Below are 16,319 nucleotides of genomic sequence, written 5' to 3' on the forward strand. Positions count from 1 at the left end.
ACTTTTATTCCATTACAGAATACAAAGTATACTTTGAATAGCAAACTTTTGAGATTTGTTCCAAACGTCAATTAAGTGCTAGGTACCCTTTCTTTTGAATAGGAGTCTGGCAGTCGACTACATGCGACCGCCATGGATGGCGGAAGGTAGAATAACGCAGGAGCAGTTATCGAGATGTAGGAGGTAGAGCGAAGCAGGATGCCAGAGCCGAGTGCGACCTACCTGAATGTAGGAAGTGCAGAAAAATGTCTGGAACATTTTCTGTCTACTCTCGCAGGAGGGAAAAGCGGGATTTTAGCTCCGCTTTTCAATGAGCCACGGATGGCGAGTTTGGTTGCATATCATCAGGGGTTAAATCGAAACTTTCTGGAGCATTGCTCCAGCGGTTTAACTAGCTTGGCATGGATGCCAAGGTTGGGTGCCGATCATCAGGGATGTGTATTTGACGACTTTACGTGATACTCACCCAACCGCCTGAATGAGAGGAGCTCTGCGACTGTCCGGGAATCCACTTCGTGATGGGAAAATGCCGTATTGAGACGAGCGCTGCTCGGCTAGGCATTTTCAATGAGTCATGGATGACGAATTTGGGTGCATCTCATCAGGGGTTAAATCGAGGCTTTCTGGAGCATTGCTCCAGCGGTTTAACAGCTTGGCATGGATGCCAAGGTTGGGTGAGCATCATCAGGGATGTGTGATTGACTACATTAAAAGTATCACAACTTTTCTAAGCTGCGTGTGTGGGAATAATCTGTTTCTTTAGGCACATGCGCCGCCTGATTAGTCATACGTGATACTCACCTAACCGCCTGAACGACAGGAGCTCTGCGACTGTCCGGGAATCCACTTTGTGATGGTTTATTGCTGGGTAGCATTGCGCGAATGCGCTTATACGAAAAAGCCCTGAGCGTTGTATGCTCAGGGCTTTTCGTGTAATTGGGAGTCTGGCAGTGTGCTACTCTCGCATGGGGGGAAGCGGGGTCTTTTAAGAGCGCAGCTCTTACCGCTGTAACGAGTCAAGCTATGCTTGATTCCGGGAATCCACTTCGTGATGGGAAAATGCCGTATTGAGACGAGCACTGCTCGGCTAGGCATTTTCAATGAGTCATGGATGACGAATTTGGGTGCATCTCATCAGGGATGTGTATTTGACTAATCTAAGTGATACAACTTTTCAATCCCCCAAAACGCAAAAAGCCACCTCGTTAAAGGTGGCTTCGTACTTAATTGGGAGTCTGGCAGTGTGCTACTCTCGCATGGGGAAACCCCAAACTACCATCGCCGCTAATGCGTTTCACTTCTGAGTTCGGAATGGGATCAGGTGGGACCGCATCGCTATGGCCGCCAGACATAAACTGTTATTTATCGAGTGTTAACTCAATAAATCAATATGTAAAAGCTGATGCTCTTGTCTCTCTTGTGAGAGGGAGCAAATAATCGAGGCTAAAAAGCTCTTTAGTCTTACTCTAATTTTTATGTCGTATCTTGTCACTCAACACACCAACTGCTTCTTATTCTATCTTTCCACTTTAGCGAGTAGGTAAATTGTCAGGAAGGTTTCCTTCCGTTTAAGCAATTTAACACGACTCGTTCGAAGAACGATTATATAAGGAAGCCACTTGGGCGTTGTATGGTTAAGCCTCACGGGCAATTAGTACAGGTTAGCTCAACGCATTGCTACGCTTCCACACCCTGCCTATCAACGTCGTAGTCTTCAACAACCCTTTAGGTACGTTAAACGTACAGGGATGACTCATCTTGGGGCTCGCTTCCCGCTTAGATGCTTTCAGCGGTTATCGATTCCGAACGTAGCTACCGGGCAATGCCTTTGGCAAAACAACCCGAACACCAGCGGTTCGTCCACTCCGGTCCTCTCGTACTAGGAGCAGCTCCCCTCAATCATCCAACGCCCACACCAGATAGGGACCGAACTGTCTCACGACGTTCTAAACCCAGCTCGCGTACCACTTTAAATGGCGAACAGCCATACCCTTGGGACCGACTTCAGCCCCAGGATGTGATGAGCCGACATCGAGGTGCCAAACACCGCCGTCGATATGAACTCTTGGGCGGTATCAGCCTGTTATCCCCGGAGTACCTTTTATCCGTTGAGCGATGGCCCTTCCATTCAGAACCACCGGATCACTATGACCTACTTTCGTACCTGCTCGACGTGTCTGTCTCGCAGTTAAGCTGGCTTATGCCATTGCACTAACCTCCTGATGTCCGACCAGGATTAGCCAACCTTCGTGCTCCTCCGTTACGCTTTGGGAGGAGACCGCCCCAGTCAAACTACCCACCAGACACTGTCCACATTCCCGATAAGGGAACAATGTTAGAACATCAAACCTACAAGGGTGGTATTTCAAGGTTGACTCCACATCATCTGGCGACAATGCTTCGAAGTCTCCCACCTATCCTACACATGTAGGGTCAATGTTCAGTGCCAAGCTATAGTAAAGGTTCACGGGGTCTTTCCGTCTAGGTGCGGGTACACAGCATCTTCACTGCGATTTCAATTTCACTGAGTCTCGGGTGGAGACAGCGTGGCCATGATTACGCCATTCGTGCAGGTCGGAACTTACCCGACAAGGAATTTCGCTACCTTAGGACCGTTATAGTTACGGCCGCCGTTTACCGGGGCTTCGATCAAGAGCTTCGCCGAAGCTAACCCCATCAATTAACCTTCCGGCACCGGGCAGGCGTCACACCGTATACGTCATCTTTCGATTTAGCACAGTGCTGTGTTTTTAATAAACAGTTCCAGCCACCATTTCACTGCGGCCGCCATTCGCTTAGGGAGTCAATCCCATCACAAACAGCGGCGTACCTTCTCCCGAAGTTACGGTACGATTTTGCCGAGTTCCTTCACCCGAGTTCTCTCAAGCGCCTTAGTATTCTCTACCTGACCACCTGTGTCGGTTTGGGGTACGGTTCGATATATCATAAGTTTAGAGGCTTTTCCTGGAAGCAGAGTATTTGCAACTTCAACACCGTAGTGTCTCGTCTCGTGTCTCGACCAATGTTATCCCGGATTTGCCTAAGATAACGGCCTACGCACTTTCACTCTGGACAACCAACGCCAGGCTTGCATAACTTTCTCCGTCCCCCCTTCACTGATATACCAAGTACGGAAATATTAATCCGTTTCCCATCGACTACGCATTTCTGCCTCGCCTTAGGGGCCGACTTACCCTGCCCTGATTAGCATGGGACAGGAAACCTTGGTCTTCCGGCGTGGGGGTTTTTCACCCCCATTATCGTTACTCATGTCAGCATTCGCACTTGTGATATGTCCAGCAAGCCTCTCAGCTCACCTTCAGCCACTTACACAACGCTCCCCTACCACTTGTACATAAGTACAAGTCCGCAGCTTCGGTATATTACTTAGCCCCGTTACATCTTCCGCGCAGGCCGACTCGACTAGTGAGCTATTACGCTTTCTTTAAAGGGTGGCTGCTTCTAAGCCAACCTCCTAGCTGTCTTAGCCTTCCCACTTCGTTTCCCACTTAGTAATATTTAGGGACCTTAGCTGGCGGTCTGGGTTGTTTCCCTCTTCACGACGGACGTTAGCACCCGCCGTGTGTCTCCCGGATAGTACTCACAGGTATTCGGAGTTTGCAAAGGGTTGGTAAGTCGGGATGACCCCCTAGCCTTAACAGTGCTCTACCCCCTGTGGTATTCGTCCGAGGCGCTACCTAAATAGCTTTCGGGGAGAACCAGCTATCTCCCGGTTTGATTGGCCTTTCACCCCCAGCCACAAGTCATCCGCTAACTTTTCAACGTTAGTCGGTTCGGTCCTCCAGTTGATGTTACTCAACCTTCAACCTGCCCATGGCTAGATCACCGGGTTTCGGGTCTATACCTAGCAACTGAACGCGCAGTTAACACTCGCTTTCGCTACGGCTCCCCTATTCGGTTAACCTCGCTACTAAATATAAGTCGCTGACCCATTATACAAAAGGTACGCAGTCACAGAACAAGTCTGCTCCCACTGCTTGTACGTATACGGTTTCAGGTTCTATTTCACTCCCCTCACAGGGGTTCTTTTCGCCTTTCCCTCACGGTACTGGTTCACTATCGGTCAGTTAGGAGTATTTAGCCTTGGAGGATGGTCCCCCCATCTTCAGTCAAGATAACACGTGTCCCGACCTACTTAATATGGCAATAATGACGCTTTGTGTACGGGGCTATCACCCTGTATCGCGTAGCTTTCCAACTACTTCCACTACTTCATTACTACTCGGCTGCTCCCCGTTCGCTCGCCGCTACTAGGGGAATCTCGTTTGATTTCTTTTCCTAAGGGTACTTAGATGTTTCAGTTCCCCTCGTTCGCCTCTTACCGCTATGTATTCACTGTAAGATAGTCCCTAAGGACTGGGTTTCCCCATTCGGACATCTGTGGATCAAAGCATTTTGTCGGCTCCCCACAGCTTTTCGCAGACTTACACGTCCTTCATCGCCTCTAACTGCCTAGGCATCCACCGTATACGCTTAGTCACTTAACCATACAACCCCAAATGACCTCTTTGTTACCGTAGTAACAACACGTTATGTTTGCTTGGTAGACAGTAACGGCCTCCAATTAACACAACTCGTCTCACCCCTTGGCCTTTTATCCAAGGTTAGGCATAACCTCGCGGTTATCGTTGTATGCGTGACAAGTACTAATCATAAAAATCAGATAGAGTAAGCTCTTAAAGAGTACTCTTTTTGTTTTCGATTACTTTTTTATCAGCTTTCCATATTGTTAAAGAACATTTAAGGTTTAAAAAACCCTAATCAATAAACATACTATTATGCGTATTGATTAAGGCTACTTAATCTTGTTGAGCAAATCACTTCCCAAAGAAAGTGGTGGAGCTAAGCAGGATCGAACTGCTGACCTCCTGCGTGCAAGGCAGGCGCTCTCCCAGCTGAGCTATAGCCCCTCAAATAGCTTGAGAGTGTGTATCTATTACCGTTAACACAACCTTCGTTATGCAATTCGCGTTCAGACAAGGCGAAGTAAGAGGACGTGTGGCTTTTCTACACGACGAATACTTCAACGCAGTATCAATGCGAATTTGGTAGGCTTGGGCAGACTTGAACTGCCGACCTCACCCTTATCAGGGGTGCGCTCTAACCAGCTGAGCTACAAGCCTTTCTTGCTTCTGCTTTTTGCCCTATGCGTCGCCTTTGTTTTTCGCTCACTCGGTTATGTACGACTTGTACACGCCCTCGCTCGCTCAAAAGTCAGCTCGCCTAGAACAAAAATCATCGCAATAAACTCGCGATGACTGCAGCGCTAAGAATTTGCTTGAATAACCCAAGCACTTCTTTTTGCTCTTTCTTATCAACAACAAAACAATCTGTGTGAACACTCAGCAAAGCAAGGCCTGCCGTAATAGTAAGGAGGTGATCCAACCCCAGGTTCCCCTAGGGTTACCTTGTTACGACTTCACCCCAGTCATGAAACACAAAGTGGTAACCGTCCCCCCGAAGGTTAGACTAGCTACTTCTTTTGCATCCCACTCCCATGGTGTGACGGGCGGTGTGTACAAGGCCCGGGAACGTATTCACCGCAACATTCTGATTTGCGATTACTAGCGATTCCGACTTCATGGAGTCGAGTTGCAGACTCCAATCCGGACTACGACGAGCTTTAAGGGATCCGCTTACTCTCACAAGTTCGCTTCCCTCTGTACTCGCCATTGTAGCACGTGTGTAGCCCTACTCGTAAGGGCCATGATGACTTGACGTCGTCCCCACCTTCCTCCGGTTTGTCACCGGCAGTCTCCTTAGAGTGCCCAACTTAAGGCTGGCAACTAAGGACAAGGGTTGCGCTCGTTGCGGGACTTAACCCAACATCTCACGACACGAGCTGACGACAGCCATGCAGCACCTGTATCAGAGTTCCCGAAGGCACCAATTCATCTCTGAAAAGTTCTCTGTATGTCAAGAGTAGGTAAGGTTCTTCGCGTTGCATCGAATTAAACCACATGCTCCACCGCTTGTGCGGGCCCCCGTCAATTCATTTGAGTTTTAACCTTGCGGCCGTACTCCCCAGGCGGTCTACTTATCGCGTTAGCTACGCTACTCACGAGTTAAACTCACAAACAGCTAGTAGACAGCGTTTACGGTGTGGACTACCAGGGTATCTAATCCTGTTCGCTACCCACACTTTCGCACATGAGCGTCAGTCTTTGGCCAGGGAGTCGCCTTCGCCACTGATGTTCCTCCAGATATCTACGCATTTCACCGCTACACCTGGAATTCCACTCCCCTCTCCAAGACTCTAGCCTGCCAGTTCTAAATGCTATTCCCAGGTTGAGCCCGGGGCTTTCACATCTAGCTTAACAAACCGCCTGCGTGCGCTTTACGCCCAGTAATTCCGATTAACGCTCGCACCCTCCGTATTACCGCGGCTGCTGGCACGGAGTTAGCCGGTGCTTCTTCTGTTGCTAACGTCACAGCTAGCAGGTATTAACTACTAACCTTTCCTCACAACTGAAAGTGCTTTACAACCCGAAGGCCTTCTTCACACACGCGGCATGGCTGCATCAGGGTTCCCCCATTGTGCAATATTCCCCACTGCTGCCTCCCGTAGGAGTCTGGACCGTGTCTCAGTTCCAGTGTGGCTGATCTTCCTCTCAGAACAGCTAGAGATCGTCGCCTTGGTGCGCCTTTACCACACCAACTAGCTAATCTCGCTTAGGCCACTCTTTGCGCGGGAGCAAAAGCCCCCTTTGGTCCGAAGACATTATGCGGTATTAGCTATCGTTTCCAATAGTTATCCCCCACACAAAGGCATGTTCCTAAGTATTACTCACCCGTCCGCCACTCGACATCATCTAGCAAGCTAGACATGTTTCCGTTCGACTTGCATGTGTTAGGCCTGCCGCCAGCGTTCAATCTGAGCCATGATCAAACTCTTCAATTAAATATATCGAAAATATGAATTTTTTTTGGTAGACACTCACTTCGTGAATGTCCACACAGATTGTCTTGTTATTAATTGTTAAAGAACAGTGTCATTTACATGACCGCTACCTCAGTAGCTGCTTCCGTAGAAGCGTCGCTTTAGATGCTGCCCGAAGACCCTCTTAAGCGGGAGGCGTATAATACTCGCTTCCGATTCGATGTCAACAAGTTTTTTAATTTAATTTCAAACTAACTAACTCGCTGCATCCCGCTAACCACAACACTCTCAGAGCATCGCAATGACAATATTTACTCTAGGTAAATCCTGTCTCGGTAAGCCGTTTTAAGTGGCCTCCCCGAAGCGAGATGCGCATTATAGAGATAACTTCCCTCACTGCAACCCCTTTTTTCAATTAATTTAAAAAAAGATTATTCTGCTCAAAATTAGCGCTAAAAGTTTAAAATAGCTGTAGTTAATGTAAATTTTTTGTTACGTTTGAACTTTACTGTCTAAAGTTGTCTTAGATCCAATGAGAAAGTTATTAGGTACACGTAGTATGAAGAGCATTTTAACATTGGCATTAGTTGTTAGTACCTTTGCAGCCACAAATAAAGCGTTAGCTGAGGATAGTACAAACAAAAATAGAACAAACCAGATTAATGAAAAATTTGTGCAGATGCAGCTTGAGCAAAATAGCTCCATTGGCCGAGCCATTAAGTCAATAGTAGGTCATTACCCACAACAAGCAGGATCGATAGTTGGTACCGCACTAGATCTCTATCCCGATAAATATAAAGAAATTATTCATTCTGCTATTTCAGCGCAGCCTACTTTGGCAAATGAGGTAGTTACAATAGCAATCGAAAAAGGAATAACCAGTTGTAGTGATATAGTAGAAACGGCAATTAGTGCCGATCCTAGTTATGTAGATTTCGTCGTTACTGCAGCCGCTCATTCAACTCCTGATGAGTTGTTAGAAATAGTTAGAATAGCTGTTATTACTGAACCGGACTCAGCCGATTATATTGTTCAGTCCTTAGCTATTGCTCATCCCAATAAGTTAGTTGAAATATTACAATCAGCAATCGGGGCCGTTCCATTTGTTGGACAATATGCTGTAGAAGCCCTATTAGCTATTTTTCCTAACGATGCAGAGCAGCTAATTTCGGCGGCTGTTCGAGAATCGAAAGCGCAAAGTGAAGATACAAGTAAGATAATACAGACGGCAAAAAACTCTGGAGTAAGTTTGGAGAATATCCAAACATATGCAGTTAGCGGTGGGGCAACAACTGAAGAAGTTGCGTTAGCACTAGACGGGAAATAACCTGAATCCTAGATAAGCCGAACCTCTCGAAAACGTTCTTTTTGTGTCTACTGACGTTCGATTGTTAAGGAATGACACGTTGTTACGTACAACAATCTGCCTTGCTATGCTATACACGAGAATTTCGTTACTGAGTCACACTTAGCTGAGGTTATTTAGACAAAAAGTATTGAATCACTGAACCATATTGATATTGTTTGGCTCAAACGTCTAATCGTGAACTCAGGTTAAATAGCTTTTTACTAGGCATAAAAAAGCCAGACTATTGCCTATGGCTTTTTTTATATCTTTCGATATTTATTCCGCTTCAGCTTCTTCAATCTCTTCGATTGCTTCAACTTCAGGGCGGTCTACTAATTCAACGTAGGCCATTGGAGCTTTATCGCCTGTACGGAAACCACATTTTAAAATGCGAATATATCCACCAGGACGTGCTTCATAGCGAGGACCTAATTCATTGAACAATTTACCAACAACTTCTTTATCACCAGTACGAGCCATAGCTAAACGACGATTAGCTACACTGTCTTGCTTAGCAAGAGTGATAAGAGGCTCTAGTACGCGACGCAATTCTTTCGCCTTTGGAAGAGTTGTTTTAATCAACTCTTGTTTCACCAAAGAACCAGCCATGTTTTTAAACATCGCTTGACGATGACTGCTGTTACGATTTAACTGACGACCACTTTTACGATGGCGCATAGTTTTATCCTTCTTTACAAATCAGTTTATTTAAAAACTAGATTAATCTTTTTCTGCGATTGACTCTGGTGGCCAGTTTTCTAGGCGCATACCTAGAGACAGTCCACGAGAAGCAAGTACATCTTTAATCTCGGTAAGAGATTTTTTACCCAAGTTAGGAGTTTTTAACAACTCGACTTCGGTGCGTTGTACAAGGTCACCAATATATTGTATGGCTTCGGCTTTTAAGCAGTTAGCTGAACGTACAGTTAGCTCTAAGTCATCAACAGGGCGAAGTAGAATCGGATCAAATTCCGGTTTCTCTTCTTTTTCAACTGGCTCTGAAATATCACGAAGTTCAACAAACGCGTCTAATTGTTCAGCTAAAATAGTAGCTGAGCGACGAATTGCCTCTTCTGGATCAATAGTGCCATTTGTTTCCATATCGATAATTAGCTTATCAAGGTCGGTTCTTTGCTCTACTCGAGCAGACTCAACATTGTAAGATATACGATCTACTGGGCTATATGAAGCATCCACCAATAAACGACCAATAGGACGATCATCTTCTTCTGAAGAGCGGCGAGTTGATGCAGGAACATAACCACGACCCATTTCTACTTTAATACGCATGCTGATATCAGCTTCGCCAGTTAGAGTACAAATTAGGTGCTCTGGATTTACAATTTCTACATCGCCATCATGCTGGATATCACCAGCTAATACTGGGCCCGCACCGGATTTCACTAGAGTTAGTGTTGCTTCGGTTTTGCCTTCAAGACACACGGCTAAACCTTTAAGGTTAAGCAATATCTCAATAACATCTTCTTGAACGCCCTCTTTGGTGCTGTATTCGTGTAATACACCATCGATTTCAACTTCTGTTACCGCACATCCTGGCATTGAAGACAATAGAATGCGACGTAACGCGTTACCTAGCGTATGGCCAAATCCACGCTCTAAAGGTTCAAGTGTGACCTTTGCGCGAGTTGACGAGACGTTATCAATTTCAACTAATCTTGGTTTTAAGAATTCAGTTACAGAACCCGACATTGTTTCCTCTCTTCTTTAAGCTTTACTTAGAGTAAAGTTCGACGATCAACTGTTCGTTAATTTCGGCAGATAAATCAGTTCTTTCAGGAACACGTTTAAATGTACCTTCCATTTTCTTACTATCTACTTCAATCCAAGTTGGTTTCTCACGCTGATCTGCAAGTTCAAGTGCAGCAACGATACGTGCTTGTTTTTTCGCTTTTTCGCGAACAGACACAACATCATCAGCAGAAACATTGAAAGAAGGAACGTTAACAACTTTACCGTTTACCAAAATGGCTTTATGGCTTACTAGTTGACGCGCTTCAGCACGAGTACTAGCAAATCCAATACGATATACTACATTGTCTAAACGCTGCTCTAAAAGCTGTAGCAAGTTTTCACCTGTGTTGCCTTTTAAGCGTGCTGCTTCTTTATAATAGTTACGGAATTGCTTTTCAAGAACACCGTACATACGACGAACTTTTTGCTTTTCACGCAATTGAATACCGTAATCAGATAAACGTCCACGACGGGCGCCATGCTGACCAAGGTGCATTATCAATTTTACATTTCGTGTCAATTGCACGAACGCCACTTTTAAGGAACAAATCTGTTCCTTCGCGGCGGCTAAGTTTGAGTTTAGGACCCAAATATCTTGCCATGATCTTTCTCCAACTGTCCGTCGATTAAACGCGACGTTTTTTCGGTGGACGACAACCGTTGTGAGGTATAGGTGTCACATCGGTAATATTAGTGATTTTATAACCTGCAGCGTTCAAAGCTCGGATCGCAGATTCACGACCTAGACATGGACCTTTAACGAACACTTCAATGTTTTTCAAACCGTAATCCTGTGCGGCTGTACCAGCGCGCTCAGCAGCTACTTGTGCAGCAAAAGGGGTAGATTTACGTGAACCACGGAAACCTGAACCACCTGACGTTGCCCAAGACAAAGCGTTGCCTTGACGGTCAGTAATAGTCACTATTGTGTTGTTGAAAGAAGCATGGATATGAGCCATACCATCAGCAACTTGACGTTTTACGCGCTTACGCGTTTTGGTTGGTGCTTTAGCCATAAAGTCTATCCCCCGCTTATCGTTTTATTGCTTTGCGAGGACCCTTACGGGTACGCGCATTAGTCTTAGTGCGCTGACCACGTAGAGGAAGACTACGACGGTGGCGAATACCACGGAAGCAACCTAAGTCCATCAAACGTTTAATACTCATTGATACTTCACGTCGTAGATCACCTTCAACGGTGAATTTAGCTACTTCATCACGCAACTTATCAATCTGTTCTTCATTAAGATCTTTGATCTTAGTATTCTCTGCAACACCAGCTGCTACACAAATGCTTTTCGCACGTGTAGAACCAACACCGTAGATTGCCGATAAAGCAATTACTGTGTGTTTGTGCTCAGGGATGTTAATGCCAGCGATACGGGCCATTAACAGTACTCCTTATAATTAATAGTCATCAGCCTAAAAAGCCCGATAGGATACTTACCCAACGACTAAATTGCAAATAAGGATTGAGGCGCTAGTGTATCTAGACGACCCCCAACCCAATCGATTAACCTTGCCTTTGCTTATGCTTAAGGTCTGAACTGCAGATCACACGCACAACACCGTTGCGCTTAATGACTTTACAGTTACGGCAAATCCGCTTGACGGATGCACGAACTTTCATTTCATCACTCCGTAAATCGCGAGCTTAATGGCTAGGTCTAACGACCATAGCCTTTAAGGTTCGCTTTTTTAAGAACAGACTCATATTGATGTGACATCAAATGGGTCTGCACCTGTGCCATGAAATCCATAATTACCACTACCATAATTAATAGTGATGTACCGCCGAAATAAAATGGAACATTCCAAGCGATAGTCATGAACTCAGGCACTAAACATATAAAGGTTATGTAAAGCGCACCAGCCAAAGTTAGGCGTGTCATTACCTTATCAACATACTTAGATGTTTGTTCATCAGGACGAATACCAGGAACAAAAGCTCCTGACTTTTTCAAGTTATCTGCCGTTTCACGAGGGTTAAACACCAACGCTGTATAGAAGAAACAGAAAAATATAATCGCCGCAGCGTAAAACATCACATACAAAGGTTGTCCAGGAGACAACATCAAAGCAACGTCTTGTAACCAAGACATTGACTCATTCTGACCGAACCACGTTGCAATGGTACTCGGAAACAAAATTATGCTTGAAGCGAAAATAGGAGGAATTACACCCGCCATATTCACTTTTAATGGTAAATGAGTACTTTGTGCAGCAAACACTTTACGACCTTGTTGACGTTTAGCGTAGTTAACAACGATACGTCGTTGTCCACGTTCAACAAATACAACAAAATAAGTAACCGCTACAACAATTAAACCCACTAACAACAAGAACAATAAGTTCAATTCGCCTTGTCTAGCTTGTTCTGCAATATTACCTAAAGCAGAAGGCAAACCAGATACAATACCGGCAAAAATCAGAATAGAGATACCATTACCGATACCTCTCTCTGTAATTTGTTCACCTAGCCACATTAAGAACATAGTTCCCGTTACTAAGCTTACGACTGCTGTAAAGTAAAAACCGAAACCGGGGTTCATTACCAAACCTTGCATTAGGTTAGGTAAATTTGTCGCTATCCCAACTGCTTGGAATGAGGCCAATATCAACGTAAAGTAACGTGTATATTGACTAATTTTACGACGACCCGCTTCACCTTCCTTTTTCAACTCCATCATTGGGGGATGCATAACTGTCAGCAACTGAATAATGATGGAAGCTGTGATATAAGGCATAATGCCTAGGGCTAGAACTGACGCGCGTTCAAGTGCACCACCGGAGAACATGTTAAACATTTCTACAATAGTACCTTTTTGTTGATTGAATAATTCAGCCAACACCGCAGCGTCAATACTAGGAATAGGCACGAACGAACCTAACCTAAATACTATGATCGCACCAAGTACGAACAACAATCTTGATTTAAGCTCGCTCAATCCGCCTTTAGCGCTTGAATCCGATCCTGGTTTAGCCATCTAGCCTATTCCTCTACTTTACCGCCAGCTGCTTGAATCGCTTCAAGGGCGCCTTTAGTTACCTTTAAACCACTAATCGTTACTGCACGTGTAATGTCACCACTTTTCATTACTTTAACGAACAACATTTCTTTCTTAACAAGACCTGCTGCTTTCAAAGTTTCAAGTGAAACCACATCGCCTTCAACCTTAGCAATTTCATTCAACGTCACTTGGTCAGAAACCAAAGATTTACGTGAAGTGAAACCGAACTTAGGTAGACGACGTTGGATTGGCATTTGTCCGCCTTCAAAACCAAGGTTTTACAGAACCGCCTGAGCGAGACTTTTGACCTTTGTGACCACGGCCACCAGTTTTTCCAAGACCAGAGCCCATACCACGACCCACACGTTTACCAGAATTTTTCGCTCCAGGTGCAGGAGCAAGAGTATTAAGTCTCATCTGTTACTCCTCCACTACTTCAACCATGTAAAATACACGGTTGATCATGCCACGGACAGAAGGGGTGTCTTCTAGCTCACGAACATGACCGATACGACGTAAACCTAAACCTGTAAGCGTAGCTTTGTGCTTAGGTAGACGACCGATAGAGCTTTTCGTTTGCTTTACTTTAATCATCTTAGTCATGATCAATTACCCCAAAATCTGCGATACAGACAATCCACGTTTCGCTGCAACTGACTCAGGCGAATTCATTTCTGTCAACGCGTTGATAGTTGCACGAACAACGTTAATTGGATTGGTAGATCCGTAACATTTTGAAAGTACGTTTTGTACACCAGACACTTCAAGTACTGCACGCATCGCACCACCGGCAATAATACCAGTACCTTCAGATGCAGGCTGCATGTAAACTTTAGAGCCTGAGTGACGACCTTTAATCGGGTGCTGTAGCGTGTTGCCATTAAGATCAACAGTCACAAGATTGCGACGTGCTTTTTCCATAGCTTTTTGGATAGCAGCAGGCACTTCACGTGCTTTACCGTAACCAAAACCAACACGACCATTACCGTCACCTACTACTGTCAATGCAGTAAAGCTAAAGATACGACCACCTTTAACTACTTTAGATACACGGTTTACAGCGATTAGTTTTTCCAACAAGTCACCTTGTTGTTGAGCTTCTACTTTAGCCATAATTAACTCCTAGAACTGAAGACCAGCTTCGCGAGCTGCATCAGCCAATGCTTTAACACGACCATGATACTTAAACCCACTACGATCAAAAGCAACTGACTTGATGCCTTTTTCGATAGCGCGTTCTGCGATCGCTTTACCAATAGCTGCTGCTGCCGCTGAATTACCAGTGCCTTTAAGGCTGCTAGCGATTTCAGTTTCAACTGTTGAAGCCGACGCCAATACTTCAGAACCGCTTGGAGCGATTAACTGAGCATAGATGTGACGCGGGGTGCGATTAACAACCAAGCGATGCGCGGCCAATTCACTAATTTTTTTACGTGCACGAGTAGCGCGACGTAAACGAGCTGATTTTTTATCCATCGTACTGACTCCTACTTCTTCTTAGCTTCTTTACGACGCACAACTTCATCTGCGTAACGAACACCTTTACCTTTATAAGGCTCTGGCGGACGGTAAGCGCGAATGTTAGCTGCAACCTGACCTATCAACTGCTTATCAACGCCTTTGACGACGATTTCAGTTTGACTAGGAGTTTCAACAGAAATACCTTCAGGCATTTCATATGCAACAGGATGTGAAAAACCTAATGTTAAATTTAGTTTTTTACCTTGAGCTTGCGCACGGTAACCAACACCATTCAATAATAATTTTTTCTCAAAACCTTCAGCTACACCAACTACCATGTTATTCAACAAAGAGCGTGCTGTACCTGCTTGAGCCCAACCATTTACTGCACCTTCACGAGGAACAACAGTTAATTGTGCGTCAGCTTGTACGACTTCTACAGCTTCGTTAAATACACGAGTTAGCGTGCCGTTTTTACCTTTAACTGTGATCTCTTGACCAGCGATAGTAATTTCTACGCCAGATAAGACATCAACAGGAGCTTTTGCTATACGTGACATTTTATTCCCCTTACGCTACGTAGCCGATGATCTCACCACCCATGCCCGCTTTACGCGCTGCACGGTCAGTCATCACACCTTTAGAGGTAGACACGATAGCTACACCTAAACCACCCATAACTTTTGGCAACTCATCTTTTTTCTTATAGATGCGAAGACCAGGGCGACTTACGCGCTCAATGCTCTCGATTACTTTTTTGCCTTCGAAGTACTTTAACGTCACTTCTAAAACAGGCTTAACGTCACCAGAAACAGCGAAGTCTGCGATATAACCTTCTTCTTTAAGAACAGCTGCAATTGCAACACGAACTTTAGAAGACGGCATAGATACAGATACTTTACTAGCTAACTGGCCGTTACGTACGCGGGTAAACATATCCGCGATTGGATCTTGCATACTCATATCAGCTACCCCTTACCAACTGGCTTTTTTCAAGCCAGGCACTTCACCGCGCATCGCTGCTTCACGCAACTTGATACGACTCATGCCAAACTTGCGTAGGAAACCATGTGGACGACCTGTAATGTTGCAGCGGTTACGCTTACGACTTACAGATGAGTCACGTGGTAGTTGTTGTAGCTTAAGAACAGCGTCCCAACGATCTTCGTCAGAAGAGTTGACATCGCTGATAGTTGCTTTAAGTGCAGCGCGTTTTACCGCGTACTTAGCAACTAGCTTGGCGCGTTTAACTTCGCGCGCTTTCATTGATTCTTTTGCCATAACCCTACACCTTACTTTTTAAACGGGAAGTTGAACGCGCTTAATAAAGCGTGTGCTTCCGCATCGGTTTGTGCGCTGGTAGTGATAGTGATATCCATACCGCGGATCTTATCTACCTTATCGAAATCGATTTCTGGGAAGATAATTTGCTCACGAACGCCCATGCTATAGTTACCACGACCATCGAATGACTTAGGATTTAAGCCACGGAAATCGCGGATACGAGGAATTGCAATTGAAACTAAACGCTCAAGGAATTCCCACATACGTTCACCACGTAGGGTTACTTTACAGCCAATCGGATAACCTTCACGGATTTTAAAACCCGCTACAGATTTACGGGCAACAGTGACAATAGGCTTTTGACCTGCAATTGCTTGCATGTCAGCCGTGGCATTTTCTAATACCTTCTTGTCTGCTACCGCTTCACCTAAACCCATGTTTAGAGTGATTTTATCAATCCGAGGGACTTGCATGACGCTTTTGTAACCGAACTGCTTAGCAAGTTCGGCAACAACTGAGTCTTTATAGAAATCATGCAGTTTCGCCATCGTACTCTCCAATT

Annotated in this window: 14 protein-coding genes, 2 tRNA genes, 3 rRNA genes and 2 pseudogenes; 1 reads left to right on the forward strand and 20 read right to left on the reverse strand. The window is 45.1% G+C overall.

Going from position 1 to position 16,319, the window contains the following annotated elements:
- Positions 1 to 1,233: 1,233 nt before the first annotated feature.
- The 5 genes from rrf to RS130_RS00780 form a co-directional block, all read right to left on the reverse strand.
- Positions 1,234 to 1,349: ribosomal RNA gene (gene rrf / locus RS130_RS00760) — 5S ribosomal RNA — on the reverse strand.
- 281 nt (positions 1,350 to 1,630) lie between these two features.
- A 23S ribosomal RNA gene (locus tag RS130_RS00765) occupies positions 1,631 to 4,508 on the reverse strand.
- Between the two features lie 347 nt (positions 4,509 to 4,855).
- Positions 4,856 to 4,931 (reverse strand) — tRNA-Ala (locus RS130_RS00770).
- A gap of 136 nt (positions 4,932 to 5,067) precedes the next feature.
- Positions 5,068 to 5,144: transfer RNA gene (locus RS130_RS00775), tRNA-Ile, on the reverse strand.
- 246 nt (positions 5,145 to 5,390) lie between these two features.
- A 16S ribosomal RNA gene (locus RS130_RS00780) occupies positions 5,391 to 6,922 on the reverse strand.
- Together the 16S, 23S and 5S rRNA genes with 2 tRNA genes alongside form the textbook arrangement of a ribosomal RNA operon.
- A 538-nt stretch (positions 6,923 to 7,460) precedes the next feature.
- On the opposite strand from RS130_RS00780, the gene RS130_RS00785 reads away from it, so the two are divergent.
- A complete protein-coding gene (locus RS130_RS00785; protein WP_316024360.1) occupies positions 7,461 to 8,228 on the forward strand; it encodes a hypothetical protein in 768 nt (255 codons plus the stop codon).
- Between the two features lie 297 nt (positions 8,229 to 8,525).
- Here the strand turns inward: RS130_RS00785 and rplQ are convergent, their stop codons facing one another.
- The 15 genes and pseudogenes from rplQ to rplE form a co-directional block, all read right to left on the reverse strand.
- Positions 8,526 to 8,927: a 50S ribosomal protein L17 gene (rplQ, locus tag RS130_RS00790; RefSeq protein WP_316024361.1), complete on the reverse strand. Its 402-nt coding sequence runs from the start codon at positions 8,925 to 8,927 to the stop codon at positions 8,526 to 8,528.
- Positions 8,928 to 8,969: 42 nt separating this feature from the next.
- Positions 8,970 to 9,959: a DNA-directed RNA polymerase subunit alpha gene (locus RS130_RS00795; RefSeq protein WP_158971289.1), complete on the reverse strand. Its 990-nt coding sequence runs from the start codon at positions 9,957 to 9,959 to the stop codon at positions 8,970 to 8,972.
- Between the two features lie 22 nt (positions 9,960 to 9,981).
- Positions 9,982 to 10,603: pseudogene (gene rpsD / locus RS130_RS00800) on the reverse strand (30S ribosomal protein S4).
- Between the two features lie 24 nt (positions 10,604 to 10,627).
- Complete coding sequence (rpsK, locus tag RS130_RS00805; RefSeq protein ID WP_316024362.1) at positions 10,628 to 11,017, reverse strand: 30S ribosomal protein S11; 390 nt, start codon at positions 11,015 to 11,017, stop codon at positions 10,628 to 10,630.
- A gap of 16 nt (positions 11,018 to 11,033) precedes the next feature.
- Positions 11,034 to 11,390, reverse strand: a complete 357-nt coding sequence (gene rpsM / locus RS130_RS00810) for a 30S ribosomal protein S13 (protein WP_235313407.1) — start codon at positions 11,388 to 11,390, stop codon at positions 11,034 to 11,036.
- Positions 11,391 to 11,514: 124 nt separating this feature from the next.
- Positions 11,515 to 11,631 carry a 50S ribosomal protein L36 gene (rpmJ, locus tag RS130_RS00815; RefSeq protein ID WP_158971295.1) on the reverse strand — a complete coding sequence of 39 codons (117 nt, stop codon included), beginning with the start codon at positions 11,629 to 11,631 and terminating at the stop codon, positions 11,515 to 11,517.
- Between the two features lie 37 nt (positions 11,632 to 11,668).
- Positions 11,669 to 12,988 (reverse strand): preprotein translocase subunit SecY, encoded by a 1,320-nt coding sequence (secY, locus tag RS130_RS00820; RefSeq protein WP_316024363.1) that lies wholly within the window; start codon positions 12,986 to 12,988, stop codon positions 11,669 to 11,671.
- Positions 12,989 to 12,993: 5 nt separating this feature from the next.
- Positions 12,994 to 13,429: pseudogene (gene rplO / locus RS130_RS00825) on the reverse strand (50S ribosomal protein L15).
- 3 nt (positions 13,430 to 13,432) lie between these two features.
- Positions 13,433 to 13,618, reverse strand: a complete 186-nt coding sequence (gene rpmD, locus RS130_RS00830; protein ID WP_199271760.1) for a 50S ribosomal protein L30 — start codon at positions 13,616 to 13,618, stop codon at positions 13,433 to 13,435.
- A gap of 3 nt (positions 13,619 to 13,621) precedes the next feature.
- Positions 13,622 to 14,125 (reverse strand): 30S ribosomal protein S5, encoded by a 504-nt coding sequence (gene rpsE, locus RS130_RS00835; protein ID WP_158971303.1) that lies wholly within the window; start codon positions 14,123 to 14,125, stop codon positions 13,622 to 13,624.
- A gap of 9 nt (positions 14,126 to 14,134) precedes the next feature.
- Positions 14,135 to 14,488 carry a 50S ribosomal protein L18 gene (rplR, locus tag RS130_RS00840; RefSeq protein WP_316024364.1) on the reverse strand — a complete coding sequence of 118 codons (354 nt, stop codon included), beginning with the start codon at positions 14,486 to 14,488 and terminating at the stop codon, positions 14,135 to 14,137.
- Positions 14,489 to 14,499: 11 nt separating this feature from the next.
- On the reverse strand, positions 14,500 to 15,033 hold the full coding sequence (gene rplF / locus RS130_RS00845; RefSeq protein WP_316024365.1) for a 50S ribosomal protein L6: 534 nt from the start codon (positions 15,031 to 15,033) through the stop codon (positions 14,500 to 14,502).
- Positions 15,034 to 15,043: 10 nt separating this feature from the next.
- Positions 15,044 to 15,436: a 30S ribosomal protein S8 gene (gene rpsH, locus RS130_RS00850; RefSeq protein ID WP_316024366.1), complete on the reverse strand. Its 393-nt coding sequence runs from the start codon at positions 15,434 to 15,436 to the stop codon at positions 15,044 to 15,046.
- A gap of 12 nt (positions 15,437 to 15,448) precedes the next feature.
- Positions 15,449 to 15,754, reverse strand: a complete 306-nt coding sequence (gene rpsN, locus RS130_RS00855; protein WP_316024367.1) for a 30S ribosomal protein S14 — start codon at positions 15,752 to 15,754, stop codon at positions 15,449 to 15,451.
- 11 nt (positions 15,755 to 15,765) lie between these two features.
- Positions 15,766 to 16,305 (reverse strand): 50S ribosomal protein L5, encoded by a 540-nt coding sequence (rplE, locus tag RS130_RS00860; RefSeq protein WP_316024368.1) that lies wholly within the window; start codon positions 16,303 to 16,305, stop codon positions 15,766 to 15,768.
- Between the last annotated feature and the right edge of the window lie 14 nt (positions 16,306 to 16,319).

It is taken from the genome of Paraglaciecola aquimarina, assembly GCF_032464635.1.
Taxonomy (GTDB): Bacteria; Pseudomonadota; Gammaproteobacteria; order Enterobacterales; family Alteromonadaceae; genus Paraglaciecola; species Paraglaciecola aquimarina.